The 17,647-nt window shown below is 72.4% G+C and carries 13 protein-coding genes and 1 riboswitch; of the genes, 11 read left to right on the top strand and 2 right to left on the bottom strand.

Annotated elements, in window-relative coordinates:
* The first annotated feature begins 68 nt into the window (after positions 1-68).
* From ACSMTC_RS08060 to ACSMTC_RS08075, 4 genes are all read left to right on the top strand, one after another.
* Positions 69-1,037 carry a carbohydrate ABC transporter permease gene (locus tag ACSMTC_RS08060; protein ID WP_436558957.1) on the top strand — a complete coding sequence of 323 codons (969 nt, stop codon included), beginning with the start codon at positions 69-71 and terminating at the stop codon, positions 1,035-1,037.
* Positions 1,034-1,912, top strand: a complete 879-nt coding sequence (locus ACSMTC_RS08065; RefSeq protein WP_436558958.1) for a carbohydrate ABC transporter permease — start codon at positions 1,034-1,036, stop codon at positions 1,910-1,912. Before ACSMTC_RS08060 ends, ACSMTC_RS08065 begins: the two co-directional genes overlap by 4 nt.
* A 33-nt stretch (positions 1,913-1,945) precedes the next feature.
* Entirely contained in the window at positions 1,946-3,334 is a 1,389-nt protein-coding gene (locus ACSMTC_RS08070; RefSeq protein WP_436558959.1) for an ABC transporter substrate-binding protein, read from the top strand.
* A 92-nt stretch (positions 3,335-3,426) separates the two neighbouring features.
* Positions 3,427-3,512: riboswitch (ZMP/ZTP riboswitch) on the top strand.
* 37 nt (positions 3,513-3,549) lie between these two features.
* Entirely contained in the window at positions 3,550-4,407 is an 858-nt protein-coding gene (locus ACSMTC_RS08075; protein WP_436564622.1) for a bifunctional 5,10-methylenetetrahydrofolate dehydrogenase/5,10-methenyltetrahydrofolate cyclohydrolase, read from the top strand.
* Between the two features lie 83 nt (positions 4,408-4,490).
* Here ACSMTC_RS08075 and ACSMTC_RS08080 read toward each other — a convergent pair whose 3' ends face one another.
* Complete coding sequence (locus ACSMTC_RS08080; RefSeq protein ID WP_436558960.1) at positions 4,491-7,985, bottom strand: S8 family serine peptidase; 3,495 nt, start codon at positions 7,983-7,985, stop codon at positions 4,491-4,493.
* A gap of 635 nt (positions 7,986-8,620) precedes the next feature.
* Between ACSMTC_RS08080 and ACSMTC_RS08085 the strand changes: the two genes are divergently transcribed.
* From ACSMTC_RS08085 to ACSMTC_RS08095, 3 genes are read left to right on the top strand one after another with little or no spacing between them, the layout of a single operon-like run.
* A complete protein-coding gene (locus ACSMTC_RS08085; RefSeq protein WP_436558961.1) occupies positions 8,621-9,808 on the top strand; it encodes a glycosyltransferase in 1,188 nt (395 codons plus the stop codon).
* Positions 9,809-9,841: 33 nt separating this feature from the next.
* The gene (locus ACSMTC_RS08090; RefSeq protein ID WP_436558962.1) at positions 9,842-11,674 is read left to right on the top strand and encodes a DUF4082 domain-containing protein; all 1,833 of its coding nucleotides are present in this window, start codon (positions 9,842-9,844) and stop codon (positions 11,672-11,674) included.
* Between the two features lie 5 nt (positions 11,675-11,679).
* Entirely contained in the window at positions 11,680-12,438 is a 759-nt protein-coding gene (locus ACSMTC_RS08095; RefSeq protein ID WP_436558963.1) for a WecB/TagA/CpsF family glycosyltransferase, read from the top strand.
* Between the two features lie 25 nt (positions 12,439-12,463).
* Here the strand turns inward: ACSMTC_RS08095 and ACSMTC_RS08100 are convergent, their stop codons facing one another.
* Positions 12,464-13,093 (bottom strand): GumC domain-containing protein, encoded by a 630-nt coding sequence (locus ACSMTC_RS08100; RefSeq protein WP_436558964.1) that lies wholly within the window; start codon positions 13,091-13,093, stop codon positions 12,464-12,466.
* A gap of 190 nt (positions 13,094-13,283) precedes the next feature.
* Between ACSMTC_RS08100 and ACSMTC_RS08105 the strand changes: the two genes are divergently transcribed.
* From ACSMTC_RS08105 to ACSMTC_RS08120, 4 genes are read left to right on the top strand one after another with little or no spacing between them, the layout of a single operon-like run.
* Complete coding sequence (locus ACSMTC_RS08105; protein ID WP_436558965.1) at positions 13,284-13,973, top strand: YveK family protein; 690 nt, start codon at positions 13,284-13,286, stop codon at positions 13,971-13,973.
* 7 nt (positions 13,974-13,980) lie between these two features.
* A complete protein-coding gene (locus tag ACSMTC_RS08110; protein WP_436558966.1) occupies positions 13,981-15,348 on the top strand; it encodes an O-antigen ligase family protein in 1,368 nt (455 codons plus the stop codon).
* Entirely contained in the window at positions 15,345-16,823 is a 1,479-nt protein-coding gene (locus ACSMTC_RS08115; protein WP_436558967.1) for an oligosaccharide flippase family protein, read from the top strand. Before ACSMTC_RS08110 ends, ACSMTC_RS08115 begins: the two co-directional genes overlap by 4 nt.
* Positions 16,823-17,620, top strand: coding sequence for a glycosyltransferase family 2 protein (locus tag ACSMTC_RS08120; protein WP_436558968.1), 798 nt, complete (start codon positions 16,823-16,825; stop codon positions 17,618-17,620). Before ACSMTC_RS08115 ends, ACSMTC_RS08120 begins: the two co-directional genes overlap by 1 nt.
* Positions 17,621-17,647: the final 27 nt, after the last annotated feature.

Raw genomic sequence — 17,647 nt, forward strand, 5'->3', positions numbered from 1 at the left:
TGGCCGCCGCGCCGTTCAAGCACGACACGGTTTCGGCCAAGCGCTTTGCGAGGAGAGGCGGATGCCCCATGCCCGGACCTGCCGGATCGACCGGCACCACGAGACCCCCCGGGCCGACCCGCTCGACGGGATCGGCGACGAGCACAGGGCGCGGCCCGCGCACCTGGGGTGACCGCGCGCTGGCCTGGGCCTTCCTACTGCCCTCGCTGGCGGTCTTCGCGCTGTTCATCGGCTACCCGCTGGGCCGCACGCTGTATCTGAGCACCCACGGCAACGATCTGTTCGGTGCGCCGTCGCGGTACGTCGGGCTGCGGCACTACACCGATCTGCTGGCCTCCGCCGAGTTCCACAAGACCCTGGTCACCACCCTGCTGTTCGTCCTGCTGACCGTGCTGCCGGGCGTGTTCGGCGCACTCGGCCTGGTGCTGCTGCTGGAGAGCCGGGTGCGCGGGGTGCGCTGGCTGCGCTCCGCCTTCGCGCTGCCGTTCGCGTTCTCGGTGGCCAGCGCCTCGGTGGTGTTCTCGGTCTTCTTCAACCCGGCGATCGGGGTGCTGAACGGGCTGCTGTCCCAGCTCGGCACGGGCCCGGTCGGCTGGCTCACCGACCAGCGGTACGCGCTGCTCTCGGTCAGTGCCGCGACGGTCTGGCTGAATCTCGGCTACAACGTGCTGGTGCTCTCCGCCGGAGTCGGCTCTATCCCGCAGGAGACCGTCGAGGCGGCCAGACTGGACGGTGCCACGGGCTGGCGGATGGCCAGGAGCATCACCGTGCCGCTGCTCGGGCCGCACCTGTTCTTCCTGATCGTGGTCTCCACCGTCAACGCCCTGCAGAGCTTCGGCCAGATCCACGTCCTGACCCTCGGCGGCCCGGACGGCGCCACCCGCACGCTCGTGTACTCGGTCTACGAGAAGGCCTTCGCCTACGGGTCGAGCGACTTCGGCACCGCGAGCGCCCAGGCGGTGGTGCTGCTGGTCGTCGTCCTCGCCTGCACGGGCGTCCAGTTCGGAGTCCTGGAGCGGAAGGTGCACTACGCGTGACCACGACCGGCCACATCCTCACCCAGGCCCGCACCACCCGCGTGAGCACCGGCAGAGCGAGGGAGCTGGCGGGCCGGGCCGCCGTCTACGCGCTGCTGGGCGTGGCGGTGGTGACCGTCGCCTTCCCGGTGTACTACGCCTTCGCCGGGGCCTTCATGGGCCCGTCCGAACTCTCCTCCTACCCGCCGGCGCTGGTGCCGCACTCGGTCACCGGCCGGAACTTCACCGGTGCCGTCGAGGTGATCCCGCTCGGGCGGCAGTACCTCAACTCGGCCGTCACGGCGGGAGCGATCACACTGGCGCAGCTGCTCACCTCGGTCCTGGCCGCGTACGCCTTCGTCTTCCTGCCGCTGCGGTGGCGGGCGGCGGTGTTCGGGGTGTTCCTGGCCACGCTGATGGTGCCGTGGGAGGCCGTGATCATCCCCAACTACCTGACGCTGTCGGAGTGGGGGCTGAGCAACACGTACTTCGGGCTGATCCTGCCGTTCCTGGCCTCGGGCTTCGGGACGTTCATGCTGCGGCAGTCGTTCCGGCAGTTCCCGGCCGAACTGCGGGACGCCGCCCGGATCGACGGGGCCGGCCACTGGCGGTTCCTGTGGCGGATCCTGGTGCCGCTGAACAAGCCCTCGCTGGCGGCGATCGCGATCTACGTCTTCCTCTCCGCCTGGAACCAGTACTTCTGGCCGCTGATCATCACCCGTACCGCCCAGATGCAGACCCTGCAGATCGGGCTGGCCGGGCTGCGGGACGCCGAGCGGGCCGACCCCGGGCTGATCCTCGCCGGAGTGGTGCTCTCGCTGCTGCCGACCCTCGCGCTGGTGGTGTTCGGCCAGCGCTTCATCGTCCGCGGGCTGACCGCCGGCGCCATCCGCTGAACCCCCTTCTCCCGAGAGGCAGTGACCCGACCCATGAGCAAGTGGAATCTCAGACTGGCCGCCGGTCTGGCGGCGGCCGCCCTCGCCCTGACCGCCTGCGGTTCCTCCTCCTCCGAGGGCTCCTCCAGCGACGGCTCCGCCCCCGGTGCGGACGCGCTGGACCAGGCGAAGGGCGTCACCACCGTCACCTTCTGGCATGCGATGACCGGTCAGAACGCCACCGTGCTGACCTCACTGGTGGACGCCTTCAACGCCGCCCACCGGGGGAAGATCGAGGTGAAGCCGCTGTTCCAGGGCACCTACGACGACGTCATCGCCAAGTACAAGGCCTCGGTGCAGCAGAAGGCCACGCCCTCGCTGGTGCAGGTCTACGACATCGGCACCCGGTTCATGATCGACTCCAGGCAGACCGTCCCCGCCCAGTCCTTCGCGGACAAGGACGGCTACAAGCTGGACGACCTCGAGCCCAACATCCGCAACTACTACACCGCCGGCGGCAAGCTGGCCTCGATGCCGTTCAACTCCTCGATGCCGCTGCTCTACCTCGACGCGGACGCCTTCAAGGAGGCCGGCCTGGACCCGGCCAAGCCGCCCCGGACGCTCGCCGAACTCGGCGAGGCGGCGAAGAAGCTGACCAAGAAGGACGCGAACGGGCAGACCGTGCGCTACGGCTTCGGTGCGGCGGTCTACGGCTGGTTCGTGGAGGAGCTGATCGCCGAGTCCGGCACCCTGTACTGCGACCAGGACAACGGCCGCACCAAGAAGGCCGGCAAGGTGCAGTTCGACTCCGCGCAGGGCGCGCAGGCCGTCCAGTGGTGGGCCGACCTGGTCAAGGGCGGGTACGCGGCCAACACCGGCCGGGTCACGGCCGACGCCCAGGCCGCCTTCAAGGCCGGGAAGGTCGCGATGCACCTGGAGTCCACCGGAGTGCTGCGCGGCTACACCGAGGCCGCCAAGTTCACCGTCGCCACCGCCCCCTACCCGCAGCTCACCGCCGCCGACCAGGGCGGACCGGTGATCGGCGGTGCCTCGCTGTGGATCGACGGCCCCGGGCACTCGGCGGCCGAGCAGCGCGCCTCCTGGGAGTTCGCCAAGTTCCTCGACGAGCCCGCCCAGCAGGCCGTCTGGCACACCGGCACCGGCTACTTCCCGGTCAACAGCAAGGCCCTGGACGACCCCAGGGACAAGGAGTGGCTGGCCAAGTACCCCCAGTTCCAGACCGCCATCGACGAACTCCACAGCACCAAGCCCACCCCCGCCACCGCGGGCTGCCTGCTCGGTGTGATGCCCCAGGCCCGCAAGGGAGTCGAGACCGCCATCGAGCAGACCATCAGCGGCGCCAAGAGCGCGCAGCAGGCACTCGCCGACGCCGCCAGGGAACTCCAGCCCGCCATCGACAGCTACAACGCCTCGGTGGACTGACCGGCACCTCACCGGCCGGCACCTCCCACCACGGGGGTGCCGGCCGGCCGCCGCGGCCGGCCCCGCGCCGCCACCGGGGTGGTTATGATGGCCGCGCGGGCCGTGACTGGCGCTTGGGTGGGGCACCACCGGGGAGCGATCCGCCTTCAGTTCGAAGCCGCGCGCCTGGGCGATCCCGTTTCCCGACCCTGGGAGTGCCCGTGACCGCAGAGTTGATGACCGGTACCGACCTGGCCCGTGAGACCGTCGAGCGCGCCGCCGAGCGAGCCCGGCGCCTGGCGGCGGAGACCGGGGTGCGGCCGTGCCTGGCGACCGTGCTGGTCGGTGAGGACCCGGCCTCGGTCACCTACGTCGCGATGAAGCGCAACCGCTGCGCCAAGGCCGACGTCGAGTCGCGCCACGTACCGCTGCCGGCCGCCACCACCACGGAGGAACTGGTCGCCGTCATCCGGGAGTTGTCCGCCGATCCGACCGTGCACGGCATCCTGCTGCAGCACCCGGTACCGGCCCACATCGACGAGCGGGCCGCGTTCGAGGCGATCGACCCGGCCAAGGACGTCGACGGGGTGACCATGGCCTCCTTCGCGAACATGGCGTTCGGCCACCAGGGATTCGTCTCCTGCACGCCGGGCGGGATCATGCGGCTGCTGGACGCGTACGGGGTGGACCCGCGCGGGCGGCACGCGGTGGTGGTCGGGCGCAGCCCGATCCTCGGCAAGCCGATGGGCATGCTGCTGCTGGGCCGCGACGCGACCGTCACCTACTGCCACTCCAGGACCGTCGATCTGCCCGCCGTGCTCGCCACGGCGGACATCGTGGTGGCCGCGGTCGGCAAGCCGCGGTTCATCAGGGGCGAGCACCTCAAGCCCGGTGCGGTGGTGATCGACGCGGGTTACAACCCCGGCAACGTGGGCGATGTGGACTTCGAGGAGGCGATGGCCAAGGCCCGGCTGGTCACTCCGGTGCCGGGCGGGGTCGGGCCGATGACCATCGCGGTACTGATCGACCAGACCGTCGACGCGGCCGTCCGCCAGAGTGCCGCCCTGGGCACCCCGGTGGCTGCCGCCCGCTGAGGGCGGCCCTGCGCACAGCTACAGCAGCCGAGGCTGCCCCCGTTGAACGGGGGCAGCCTCGGCGCGCCGGGTCCGGCGTGGTGTCAGTTGACGGTGTAGCTGTACGGAATCGCCGCCAGGACCGAACCGGTGGTGCCCATCTGGTTGTTGGCGGTGGGCACGCTGTGCGGGGTGGTGACCAGGTACAGGACGCCCGAGACGGTGCTGCCCTTGGGGGCGGTCGGGGTGACCGTGACCTGGATGGTGCCGGTGGCACCCGGCTTGACGGTGACCGGGGCGGTCGCCCTGGCACCGGTGTCCACCGCGAGGGCGTACGGGTCACCGGTGCTGGAGCTGATCGCCGGGTCGAACGCCAGGGTGTGCGCGGTCGCGGTGATGGTGGAACTGCCCGCCGGTGCGCCCGAGTTCGGGAACGGGCCGATCTGCTGGACCGAGGTGCTCCAGAGGCCGGGGGCGATCGGCTGGGCGGCCGTACCGACGCTCTGGGCGACCGAGATGGTCGAGCCGTCCTGGGCCTTCTTCAGGTCGCCGAACAGGTCGGGCGAGCCGGTGACGCCGGAGAGCTCCACCTGCGCGGGGGTGGTCGAGGCCGCGACCGCGGTCAGCCGGTCGGTTCCCGGCGGGACCAGGAAGCCGGGGACCTGGCTGTTCGGGCCGAGCGGCAGGGCGACGGTCTCGGAGGCGCCCTGCGGCACCAGCGGCAGGTCGACCTTCCGGTTCAGCCGGCCGTCGGCCTGGATGACCTGGGTGGCCTCGGTGTTGTTGGTGTACGTGACCGTCACCGTGGTGGCCTTGCCCGCGGCCAGCCTGGTCCTGGTGCTGCCCGGCAGCGCGGCGTCGGCCTTGTTCCGGTCGAGGCCGATGGTGCCGGTGAACGGCTGGCTGAGCTCGGTGCCGCTGACCGGGTTGAGGACCACCAGGGCGAACCGCCAGCGGCCGGGGACCGGGTTGATCGTGGTCGTCGACAGGCCCGCGGCCGTGCCGGACACGTTCCCGCTCGCGTCGAACAGCGCGTTGCTCTCGACGTCGATCGGGGTGCCGTTCGGGCTGATCAGAACGCCCTGCAGGAGCACGTTCGGGTCCTTGCCGAGGGTCAGGCCGACCCGCAGGTCGCGGTGGCCCTTCGGCACGTCGAAGGCGTAGGTGAAGCTCTGCGCGGGCGAGGCCTCACGGGCGTTGCCACCGGTGATGGTGCCGGTGAAGGAGCCGGTGGTGCCGTTCAGGTCGACCAGGGTGCGCAGGATGACCGGCACGCTGGTGGTGCGGCCGTTGGAGCTGGCGATGGTGACCGACTGGTCGCTGTCACCGCTGGTGGTGGGCGTGGTCAGCCGGACGTGCAGGGTCTTGCTCTGACCCGGCGCCAGCGTGGTGACCTGCGGGCTCACCGCACCGGCCGGGACGGCCCGCTGGAACGAGGTGTCCAGCTGGACCTTGCCGGTGAAGCCGTTGCCGCCCGCGGGGGTGTAGAGGATCGCCTTCCACGTCCCGGCGACCGGGTGCGGGACGTCCACGACGGCGAAGTTGGCCGAGACCGCACCGCCCTGCGGGCGGGTGTTGGCCTCCAGCCGCCCGGACGGGTCCAGCAGGGTCATCCGGACCACCGGGGTGACCGTGCTGCTGCCGGACTTCTGCGGCGCGCCGGGCCACGCTATCGAGGCCGCCAGCCGGTCGGCGCCGGACGGGACGGTGAAGGTCAGGTCGTGGTGCACCCAGGTGGCGCCGTTGGTGGCGTAGCTGAAGGTCGGGTCGGTGGCCGAGTTCAGCGGCACGTCCTGGTGGGAGGAGCCCAGCGGGGCGAAGGTGCGGGTGGCCGCGCTGACGGTCTGCGGGCTGCTGCTGGTGTTGACCACGTCGACGGCCGCGGTGTGGGTCTGGCCCGCGTGGCCGGTCAGGTCGATCTGGCCGGTGGTGACGGCGACCGTGGAGCTGTCCTTGGCACCGTCCGGGCTGTGGTAGCCGCGGGCGGCCTCGACGGCGGCGCGGACGTTCAGCAGACCGGCGCCCTGCTCCTGGGCCGGCAGGCCGAGGTCGGCGGCGGTACCGGTCAGGAAGGCCTTGACCAGCGCGGGCGACGGGGAGGCGCCCTTGTGGCTGTCCCGGTACGCCTGGATCACGTCGGCGGCGGCACCGGCGGTCATCGGCGCGGACTGGCTGGTCCCGCCGAAGGGCTGGATCGAGCTGCCCTGGCCCTTGAAGTCGGTGCAGTCGGTGTACTTGCTGGTGTCGGGACCGCACAGCGCCCAGTCGGACTCGCCGGGGGCCACCAGGTCGACGGTCCGGCCGCCCTGGGTGATGCCGCCCGAGGAGAGCGCGGAGATCCGGCTGTTGGACCAGGTGCCGTTGGAGAACTGCGCGGCGGCGTAACCGGTCTGCAGGTAGGACTGGTTGTCGGTGGAGGCGCCGACCGAGATCACCTTGGGGTCGGTCGCCGGGGTGCCGACGGTGCCGTTGATGCCCGCGTCGCCGCTGGACACCGTGACGGTCACACCGGCCGCCGCGGCCTGGTCGTTGAAGAGCGAGATGGTGTCGTGCGCGCCGCTGTCCGGGGCGACGTTGCTGCCGAAGGACTCGTTCAGCACGTCGACGTGGGCCACCGAGACCGCGTAGTCGATCGACTGCAGGATCGCGGAGTTCGGGAAGGTCTCGCCGCCCGCCTTCAGCGCGACCAGCGAGGCGCCGGGCGACATGCCCTGGATCCGGATGTTGCAGCCGGCCGGCAGCGGGTGGCTCGGGTTGACGAACTTCGACAGGTCGTAGCTCTGCCGGCCCTGCGCGATCATCGCGGAGGCGTCGCCGAAGGCCTCGCCCGCACCGCTCGGCGCGTCCCAGCCGTCACCGGAGAAGTCCTTGTAGTCGATGACCGCGTGTGAGCCGTCGGGCCGGATGAAGTCCGGGTGGTCAGGGTCCAGGCCGTCGGCGATGTACGCGACCTTGACGCCCTTGCCGTCCGCGATCTCGCTCGCGCCGGGCGAGCCCTTGGTGCCCTGCACATGGGTGGTGTACAGCGCCTCCGGCTCCAGCAGCGGCTTGTCCGGGTCGCTCGGGCAGATCGCACCCTCGCCCGTCCCGCCGTCCGAGGCCTTGCCCGCGGCGGCGTTCGGGGTGGCGTCCGGGGTGGTCAGGGCCTTCGGGGCCCTGGCTCCCTTGCCGCCCTTGGTGTCGACCGGGGCGGCCGGGCCCGTCGGGGTCACCGTGACCGTCTGGTCGGGGACCACCGAGGCGACCGCCGGGTCCGCGGCGAGCGCGGCCCGCAGTGCCGGGCTCACGGTCGCCGAGAAGGCGTTGCCGACCACGAAGCTCTTGATGCCGGTGCCGCCCTGGGCCTTGACCCTGGCCAGCAGCGGGGCCTGCGCGGATGCGGCCTGCTTCTTGCGCTCGTTCAGGTGCCCCGAGTCGGCAGGGGCGCTGGGGAGCTGGTCCTTGAGGATCACGATGACCGGGGCCGGAGCGCCGCTGTCGGCGGCCTCGGGCGTGGCGGGCGGTGACGCGCTCCAGGCGGTGGCCCCGCTGGCCAGCGCCATGGAGACGGCGGCGGCGAGGGTGACCGCTGCCAGCTGCGGTTTATGCCGACGGATCATTAACATCCCTTCATCTGATGCGATGTCAGGAGCCGAGTCCGAGCACACGCACAAGGCCGGACGCATGCACAAATCCTGGAACACCCGCCCCGACAGGCCCGCATTCCAGCGCATGAACGGACTCCGGGACAAGGGGGTTCGAGCGCCGCCCGGCGGGCGGGTACCCGCGGAGATCACCAAGGGCCGGTCAAGTCCGCAGTTCGGGCCCGGCGTGTCGAGAGTGCGCGGGCCACCGTAAAAATTTTCCGCCGACTTCTAACCGCTCGGACCGGCTGACACCGCGACAGATACCCCCGGCCGACAGAAATCCACGTCAGACCGCCGGGCAGCACCGGTCCACACCGTTCGGCGAAGGAGTCGGAGGCGATGGCTCCGGTCGTGCAGGTTGGGGCCACCCCGTCCGCCGGAGGTGCAGGACATGTGCGCCGCCGCGACTCAGGACCGGCTCCCCCTCGGCCGGTGCTCCCCGGACCACCGGCGCCCCGCCCGGCCCTCGCCGGCCTTCGAATCAGCTGATTGACAGTCAGTTATCCGAACAGGACGGGAAATCTGTTCCTGCCCTCCAGGGTGGACCGGTTCGGCTAGCCTGGCGCGGGGGTTCGAAGTCGGTGATTCCGATCGTGGGGGGATGGAACGTGGCGTCTGCCGGACGTGCCGGATATGTGTGCTTCGCGGGGCAGGACTGGTGGTACCACAACCGGGCGCACTCCGATGTGCAGTTGATGCTGAAGCTGGCGGAGCAGCGGCCGGTCCTGTTCGTGAACAGCATCGCGATGCGGATGCCGGTGCCCGGGCGGACCTCGCAACCGCTGCGGCGGATCCTGCGCAAGGCGCGGAGCATGGCCCGCAAGGTGCAGCGCCCGGTGCCCGGTCTGCCGGGCTTCGCGGTGATGACCCCGGTGCTGCTGCCCTTCTACGGCAGCCGCCTCGCCCGCGCGCTCAACGCCCGGCTGATCGCGCTGCAGGTCCGGCTGGCCGCCCGGAGTCTGCGGATGTCCACGGACGTCTGCATGGTGACCATGCCGACCGCGGCCGATGTGGTGGAGCACCTGCCGCACCGCACCCTGGTCTACAACCGCTCGGACCGGCACTCCGCCTTCCCCGAGGCCGAGACCTCCTTCATCGAGGTGCTGGAGCGGCGGCTGATGGCCACCGCCGACCATGTGCTCTACGTCAGCGGCGAGTTGATGGCCGCCGAGCGCGAACTCACCCGTGACCGGGCGGTGTTCCTGGACCACGGCGTGGACCTGGAGCACTTCACCGCCGAGGGCGCGGCGGAGCCGGCCGATCTGGCGGCGATCCCGCACCCGAGGATCGGCTTCTTCGGCGCGCTGGACGACTTCATCGTCGACTTCGACCTGCTGGCCCGGGTGGCCAAGGAGCACCCGGACGCCCAGCTGGTGCTGATCGGCGACACCACCCACGACCTGGGCGCGCTCACCGCCCTGCCGAACGTCCACCACCTCGGCTTCCGTCCGTACACCGAGATCCCCTCCTACGGGCGGGGGTTCGACGTCGCGCTGATGCCGTGGCTGGACAACGACTGGGTCCGGCACTGCAACCCGATCAAGCTCAAGGAGTACCTGGCCCTGGGCCTGCCGGTGGTGACCACCGACTTCCCCGAAGTACGGCGCTACGCGGACCAGTTGTCCATCGCCCGGACCGCCGGGGAGTTCAGCGGGGCCGTCGGTGCGCTGCTGGCGGCCGCCGCGAGCGAGGACGCGCAGGCGGCGCGGCGGCGCCGGGCAGCGGTGGAGCGCGACTCCTGGGAGCGGCGCGCGGCCGAGCTGCGCGAGCTGGTCGAAGGGCCGGCGGCGGGCTGAGGTCGGTCCTTCCGACCCGACGAGGAGATCCGCGTGCGCAGCCGTACCCGCCCCCTGCTCGCGGCGCTGCTGGGCCTGGCCCTGGCGACGCTTCCCGCCTGCAGCGGCACCGCCCCCAGGCCGGCCCCGCCCTCACCCGGCGGACCGGTCGGGCCGACCACCACCATGTTCGGCGCGGCCGAACCCGCCACACCGGCGTTCGCCGACCCGGCCGCCACCACGCTGGGCGTCCGCTTCACCACGACGCTGCCCGGACTGGTGACCGGCGTCCGCTTCTACAAGGGGCCCGGCAACACGGGGACGCACATCGGTGCGCTCTGGGACGCCCGGGGCAGGGAGCTGGCGCGCGCCACCTTCACCGCGGAGTCCCCGGCCGGCTGGCAGCAGGCGCGGTTCGCCGACCCGGTGCGGATCGCACCGGGCGCCACGTACACCGCCGGGTACCTGGCGCCGTCCGGGCACTACGCGGCCGCGCCGAACGCCTTCGACGGCGGCCCGGTCACCCTCGGCTCGGGCCCGCTGACGGCGGTCGGCGGCGGCTTCGCCCAGGGCGGCGCGCTGGCCTTCCCCGCCCTGTCGCACGAGAACACCGACTACTACGTCGACGTGGCCTTCGCCCCGACCGGCTCCGCCTCCCACCTGCCCGGCGCCTTCACCACCGCGTACTGGTCCAGGTGGCCCGCGACCGAGCGCTGGAAGGACCCGGGGAGGTTCCCCGTCGGCGTGTGGATGCAGGATCCGACCACGCCCTTCAACGGATCCGACGAGGCCCACGCCTTCGCCTCACTCGGCGTCAACACCCTGGTGGGGCTCTGGGACTGGCCCGAGGAGGACGACGGCCGCCTCCGGGCCGCGGCCGCCGCCGGACTGGCCGTGATCGCCGGGGGCAAGGCCTGCGACCCGGCACCGGGCGCCGCCGGGGCCGCCGCGTGGGCCTGTGACACGGCCGATCTGCCGCTGGCCGCCCAGGCGGCGCGGCTCGGCGCGGACAGCCTGGCCGGGTACCAGCTCGCGGACGAGCCCGACATGGACGTCCCCAACGGCACCGCGACCGGCGCCGGCTGCATGCCGCCCGGGAAGCTGGCCGGCTTCGCCGACAGCCTGCGGCAGCAGGACCCGACCCGGCCGGTGCTGGTCAACTTCGGCAGCGGGGTCGCCGGCGGCGCCCGGGGTCCCGGCTGCCCGAGCGACTTCAGCGGCTACACCGGCTCCGCCGACATCGTCTCGGTCGACTTCTACGGCATCACCGACCCGTCCTCCCCGGCCCGCACCAAGGGGGTGCGGACGTACGCCGCCACGGCGGCCAGGGCCCGGACCCTGGCACCGGGCAAGCCGGTGTGGGTCTTCCTGGAGACGCCGGTGCAGATGCTGGGCGGCTCCGCCACCGCCTCGGGAGCCAAGGCCGCCTCGCCCGCCCAGGTGCGGGCGGCCGCCTGGGCGGCCCTGGTCAACGGCGCGACCGGGCTGACCTGGTTCTGCCACTCCTTCGTCGCCCAGGCCCAGCAGGTGGACGCCTGTCTGCGCGACGCCCGCTCGGCGGCCGCCATCAGGACGGTGGACGCGGACGCCCGGGCGTACGCCGGGTACTGGAACGCGCCGCCGGTCCTGGTCGGCGTCGCCGCCGAGGGCGCGCCCGTGACCGCCACCCTCCGGAGGGCCGGCGGCCGCACCGCCATCCTGGCGGTCGCCACCGACTCCCCCGAACTGCCCGAAGGCGGCCCGGCCACGGCCACCTTCACCCTGCCCGACCACTGGAGCGGGAAGATCCGCACGGACGACGGCCGCACCCTCACCGTCGCCGGCGGCACCTTCACCGACCGCTTCGACACCTACCAACCGCACGTCTACACCCTCGACGGGAGTTGAGAAGCATGGAGAACCGGGAAGCCGCGACGGCCGGGCGGGCCGGCGACTTCAAGGCGCTGACGGACCGCATCCGCGTCATCGAGGACGAGGCGGCCGAACGCGGCCTGCTCGCCGAACTCGCCCGCCCCGAGCGCCCTTTCGTCCTCTCCTTCGTCAACGCCCATGCGGTGAACCTGGGCTGGCGCCGACCGGACATGCTGGACGGACTGCTGGACTCGGACCTGCTGCTGCGCGACGGCATCGGGATGAAGCTGGGCATGCGGGTGTTCGGGCGGCCGTACGGGCGGAACATGAACGGTACGGACTTCATCCCCGCGATCTGCCGCACCTACCGGGGCGGGCGGGTCGCCCTCTTCGGCACCCGCTCACCGTGGCTGGACAACGCCCGCCGCACCCTGGAGGGCTGGGGGCTGACCGTGGTCGCGAGCCAGGAGGGCTTCGCACCCGAGGAGTCCTATGTGCGGCAGGCCCTCGCGACCGAGCCCGACCTCATCCTGCTGGCGATGGGCATGCCCAAGCAGGAGGCGGTCAGCATGCGGCTGCGCGCGGCCCTCTCCCACCCGGTCCTCATCGTGAACGGCGGCGCCGTGCTCGACCACCTCGGCGGGAAGGTGCCGCGCGCTCCGCTCGCCATGCGCAGGGCCGGTCTCGAATGGCTCTTCCGCCTGGCCGTCGAACCCCGCCGCCTGTTCGGCCGCTATGTGATCGGCATCCCCGTCTTCTGCTCCCGCATGGCCCTGTTGCGCCTGCGCCCCGTCCGTTGAGGACCGCCGACCGGGCCCCGGGGGCTCACGCCGCGCGGCGCCGCCCGGCGCGCGAGCGCAGGTACTCGTCGGTCCACAGGGTGCAGGCCACTCCCCCGAGCAGCCCGAGTGCGGCCACTCCCATCAGGCCGCGGCTCCTGACGCCGAGCACCGGCAGCGCGGTGGCCGGGACCAGCTGGTCGCTGGTGATGTACCGCTGCGCGGGGATGTTCTTGCCGTCCTGCAGCCGGCGCAGCTGCGTCCCGAAGTGTTGGACGATCACATCCACCTGGCGGGAGGCCGCCCTGGGATCGGCGCCCTTGACGCTGATCTCCACGGTGGGGACCACGTACGCCTCGGTCTTGGTGGTGCCGGTGTTGCGCGGGGCCAGGTCGAACTCCCCGCTCACCCCGGCCTGCCGGAGCTCGGCCGTTCCGGAGGGGCTCTTCAGGACGGTGACCACCGCCGCGCCGATGACCGCCAGTGACGGGCGGAAGTCCGTCATCCCGCTCGGGTCCTGCGGGGTCTCGGGCGGCTTGATCCGCACCACGGCGGCGGACCGATACACCACCGGCGGCCGCGCCACCACCACCGCTCCGGCCAGCGTCAGCACCGCCGCCAGCACCAGCACGTACCAGCGCCGCAACAGCGCGCGCACCACAGCGCGAAAGGACATCGCCACCCCACCCCGTCGGCCATCCTGCCACCTCCGCCAACCCGGTCGCGGCAGTTCGCGGATTGTTCTCCGCTCGCATGCCCGTTCCAACTAGGCTCAGGCGGGGGTGTCTTGACAGCCAGCTCGGCATCGGCCGGGGCGACTGCGACACTGGGGTCAGCCACGGCCCCAGGGGGAGAATGTGTTGGACATGCGCGAGGTCCTTCGAGTGATCCGCAAACGCTGGTACGTCACGCTGCCGATGGTGCTGATCACGGTCGCGCTGTCCGCGGTGGCCAACGCGGTGCTGCCGACGACCTATCAGTCGCAGTGCTCCATCTCGCTGTTGAACTCGCCCGATGTCGCCGCCGAGGCGCCGAACAACGGAAATCCCTTTCTGAGCTTCAGCCAGGCACTGACCGTCACCGCCGACTTCCTCGGGCGCCGGCTGAGCTCGGACGAGTCCGCCAAGGACCTCAAGGCCCGCGGGCTCACCGGCGAGTACGGGGTGAAGCTGGCGGACAACGCGATGGGCCCCTTCCTCACCCTGACGGTGACCGGGCCGGACCCGGCGCGGGTGAGGAAGTCGATCGAGGTGCTCAACACCTATGCCGCCGACCAGTTGAAGGCGATCCAGACCGAGCAGAAGGCGCCGGCCGGTTCGCAGATCTCCTCGACGGTGATCATCCCGCCGCAGGCGCCGCAGGCGCAGCGGAAGCAGAAGCTGCAGTCCGTGGCGCTGATCGCCATGGGCGGTCTGGCGGTGGCCTTCCTCTCCGCGTTCGTCGCCGAGAACCTGGCGGGGGTGCTGCAGCGGCGGCGGGCCGGCTCCGCTGGGGGCGGCGCCGGAGCCGGGAGCCTGGAGCAGGCGGCCGAGCCGTCCCTGGCCGCGGGGAGGTAGCGGCCGGATGACCGATCGTCAGGCCGCGGCCGAGGCTCCGCCGCGCCCCTTACCGGCCGCGGGCCGGGCCGCCCCGGCGGCGGCCCGGAACGCCTTGGGCATGGACTCGGTCACGGTGCTCACCGGCTACGTCCTGCTGGCGATGTTCATCCCGTCCAACCTGGTGCTGCCGGGCATGGGCGGGGTCGGCACCCCGGCGAACGTGCTCGCCCTGCTCGCCCTGCTCTGGTACCTCGCCGCCTGGCTGACCGAGCGGATCACCCCGGCCCGCGGCACCCATGCCCCGCGCATCGCCATGGTGGTGTTCGGCGCCGCGGTGCTGCTGGCGTACGTCGCCTGCGCCGGCCGGCCCGCCCTGCCCAAGGAGACGCAGGCCGCCGACCGCGGGCTGATCGCGCTGCTGGCCTGGACCGGCCTGGTGGTGGTCGCCTCCGCCGGGATCACCGACCGGGCCAGGCTGGACGTGCTGCTGCGGCGGATGGTGGTGTGCGCGAGCATCGTGGCGCTGCTCGGCTGGTACGACTTCCTCACCGACACCAACATCGCCTCCTCGCTGCACATCCCGGGTCTGCAGTCCAGCGCCCCGGGGCTGGAGACGATGAGCCGGGGCGGGTTCACCCGGCCGCGCGGGACCACCGCCCAGCCGCTGGAGTTCAGCGGAATGCTGTCGATCATGCTGCCCTTCGCCGTGCAGCAGGCCTTCGACCCGGCCCGCCACCACCGGGGGCTGCTGCGCCGCTGGCTGCCGGTGTTCCTGATCGCCGGCGCGCTGCCGCTGTCGGTGTCGCGGACCGGCGTGATCGGTGTCGGCGTCGCCCTGCTGGCCATGCTCCCGGCCTGGCGGCCCCGGCGGCGGGCGGCCGTCCTGGGCACGCTCGGTGCGGGCGTGCTCGGCCTCGGGGCGGCGGTACCGGGGCTGCTGTCCACCCTGACCGGCCTGTTCAGCTCCTTCTTCAACAACACCGACGACAGCACCCAGGCCCGTACCGGGGACTACGCCAAGATCTGGGACTACATGCAGAGTTCGCCGTGGATCGGGCACGGCATGGGCACCTTCATCCCCGAGCTCTACTTCTTCACCGACAACATGTACCTGCTGACCGCCGCCGAGATGGGTGTCTTCGGCCTCCTCGCCCTGCTGCTGCTCTTCCTCACCGGGGTGCACTGCGGTGGGGCCTCCCGGCGCCTGGCCCGCGACGAGGCCACCCGTGAGCTCGCCCAGTGCTTCGTCGCGGCCTCCGCCGTGGCCCTGGTCATCAGCGCCACCTTCGACTCGCTGGGGTTCCCGATGTTCGCGGGCATGTTCTTCCTGCTGCTGGGTGCGGGCGGCAGCCTGCTCGGCGGTCTCCGCTCGTCCGCCGGGGCGGCCCGATGAGCTCAGGACAGGCCCTCGGTGCCAAGGTCCGTGCGGGTGCCCGGCTCAGTCTGCTGAACACCGTGGTCATCCGGATCGGCAACTTCGCGGCCGGGGTGGTGCTGGCCCGCACCCTGCTCGGTCCGCGCGAGTGGGGGCTGTACGCCACCGGTATGGTCGCGCTCGGGGTGCTGCTGTCGGCCAACGAGATGGGCGTCAGTCTGGCGGTCATCCGCTGGGAGCGGGAGGTCAAGGAGTTCGCTCCGACCGTCGTCACCCTCTCGGTGCTCTCCAGCACCACGCTGTACGGGCTGCTGTTCGCCGCCGCCCCGGCCATCGCCCGTGCGCTCGGCTCGCCCGACGCGACGACCATGCTGCGGGTGCTCTGCTTCTCCGTGGTGATCGACGGAATCGCCTGCGTGCCCAACCAGGTGATCGCCCGTGAGTTCCGCCAGGGCGCCCGGATGGTCCTCGACCTGGTCAACTTCCTGGTCACCACCGGTACCACGCTCGCCCTCGCCTGGTCCGGCGCCGGGGCGCTGAGCTTCGCCTGGGGCGCGCTGGCGGGCAACCTGTGCGCCCTGGCCGGCTGCGCGATCGTGGTGCCCGGGGTGCTGCGCCCGGGCTGGAAGGCCGCCGAGGCCCGGGCGCTGATCTCCTTCGGCCTGCCGCTCGCCGGGGCCAGCCTGCTGGTGCTCGCCATGCTCAACGTGGACTCGGTGGTGACCGGCGCCCTGCTCGGCCCGGTCGCCCTCGGCTTCTACCAGCTCGCCTTCAACGTCTCCAGCTGGCCGGTCCGCAGCATCTCCGAGGCCGCCCGCCGGATCTCCTTCGCCGGCTTCTCGCGGGTCGCCGACTCCCGCCAGGCGCTGGCCGACGCCTTCGGCCGGGGGCTGGGCATCCTGATGGCGGCCGCCGTACCTCCGTGCGTCCTGCTCGCGACCCTCGCCGAACCGGTCGTGGCGACCATCTACGGCGACCGCTGGGCCCCCGCCGCCGGTGCGCTGCGCTGGCTCGCGCTGCTCGGACTGCTGCGCATCGCCTACGAGTTGGCGTACGACTGCCTGGCCGCGGCGAACCGGCGCAGCGCGCTGATCGCGGTCCAGGGCTGGTGGCTGGCGGCGCTGATCCCGGCGCTGCTGCTCGGCGCCCACCGCTGGGGCATCTCCGGTGTGGGGGCGGGGCACCTGGTGGTGGCGGCGCTGCTGGTCGCCCCGGCCTTCTGGTGGGCGATGCGCCGGGCCGGGGTGGGCGGGGCGGTCGTGCTGCGGGCCTGCGCCCGGCCGTTCGGCGGCGGGCTGCTGATGGCCGCGGTGTCGCTGCTGGTCTACCGGTGGTCCGGCCAGACCCGGTGGGGGATGTGTCTCGCGGCCGCTCTCGGGCTGGCGCTGTACGTACCGGTGGTGCTGCCGATGCTGCGGCTGCTGCGCGGCGGCGGGTCGGCGGCTTCCCAGCCCCGTGAGGAACGGGTGCCTGCCTTGGAGGGTGAACGGTAGTGGCGGTGTTCGTCCGGCGGGCCAAGCGGGTGCTGCGCACCACCTTCGGCTTCCTGCGGCTGATGGAGGCCCGCAACAAGGCGGTGCTGGGCTGGACGGCCGTCGGGCTGCGCCGCCGGGAGGACGCCGAGGTCCGCCGGCTCGCGGCCGAGCTGGGCCGGCGCCCGTCGGCGCTGGTGGCGACGGTGATCCCGACCTACCGGCGTCCCGAGGGTCTGCGGCGGGCGGTGGAGAGCGCGCTGGCGCAGACCCTGCGGGAGCAGGTGGTGATCGTGGTCGACGACGGCGCGGGGCTGCCGGAACTCCCGGACGATCCACGGCTGTTCGCGGTCAGTCTGGCCCGGAACACCGCGGTGGCGGGCGTGGTGCGCAACGTCGGGATCCGGCTGAGCTCGTCCCGGTACGTCGCCTTCCTGGACGACGACAACGAGTGGGAGCCCGACCATCTGGAGCGCGCCGTCGGGGTGTTGGCCGCTCCCGGCGGCCCGGACGCCGTCTACACGGCGCTGCGGCGGCTGTACCCGGACGGCAGTGAGATGGACGTGCTGTCCGTTCCCTTCGACCGGCGGCACGCGGCCGAGGAGGGCTTCCTGGACACCAACGCGGTGGTGGCCCGGCGCACCCGGACCCTGCGGTTCAGCCGGCTGCGGCGGCCGCCGGAGGTGGTCCCGCGCGAGGACTGGGAGTTGGTGTTCCGCTACAGCCGCGGCCGCCGGGTCCAGCACCTGCCCGTGCCGACCGTGCGCTACCTGGTCAACCCGGACAGCTACTGGTCCGGCTGGGGCGAGCAGCGGTAGATTCCGGAAGTTTCCGGCATTGCGCGG

The organism is Kitasatospora sp. HPM-01-4 (genome assembly GCF_051374625.1).
Classification (GTDB): Bacteria; Actinomycetota; Actinomycetes; order Streptomycetales; family Streptomycetaceae; genus Kitasatospora.

What these genes read in the sequence shown, in the direction of transcription:
- ACSMTC_RS08080 (WP_436558960.1), bottom strand. Translation starts at nt 7,985, where the DNA reads ATGATCCGTCGGCATAAACCGCAGCTGGCAGCGGTCACCCTCGCCGCC.
- ACSMTC_RS08095 (WP_436558963.1), top strand. Translation starts at nt 11,680, where the DNA reads ATGGAGAACCGGGAAGCCGCGACGGCCGGGCGGGCCGGCGACTTCAAG.
- ACSMTC_RS08070 (WP_436558959.1), top strand. Translation starts at nt 1,946, where the DNA reads ATGAGCAAGTGGAATCTCAGACTGGCCGCCGGTCTGGCGGCGGCCGCC.
- ACSMTC_RS08115 (WP_436558967.1), top strand. Translation starts at nt 15,345, where the DNA reads ATGAGCTCAGGACAGGCCCTCGGTGCCAAGGTCCGTGCGGGTGCCCGG.
- ACSMTC_RS08060 (WP_436558957.1), top strand. Translation starts at nt 69, where the DNA reads ATGCCCGGACCTGCCGGATCGACCGGCACCACGAGACCCCCCGGGCCG.
- ACSMTC_RS08110 (WP_436558966.1), top strand. Translation starts at nt 13,981, where the DNA reads ATGACCGATCGTCAGGCCGCGGCCGAGGCTCCGCCGCGCCCCTTACCG.
- ACSMTC_RS08100 (WP_436558964.1), bottom strand. Translation starts at nt 13,093, where the DNA reads ATGTCCTTTCGCGCTGTGGTGCGCGCGCTGTTGCGGCGCTGGTACGTG.
- ACSMTC_RS08075 (WP_436564622.1), top strand. Translation starts at nt 3,550, where the DNA reads ATGACCGGTACCGACCTGGCCCGTGAGACCGTCGAGCGCGCCGCCGAG.
- ACSMTC_RS08105 (WP_436558965.1), top strand. Translation starts at nt 13,284, where the DNA reads ATGCGCGAGGTCCTTCGAGTGATCCGCAAACGCTGGTACGTCACGCTG.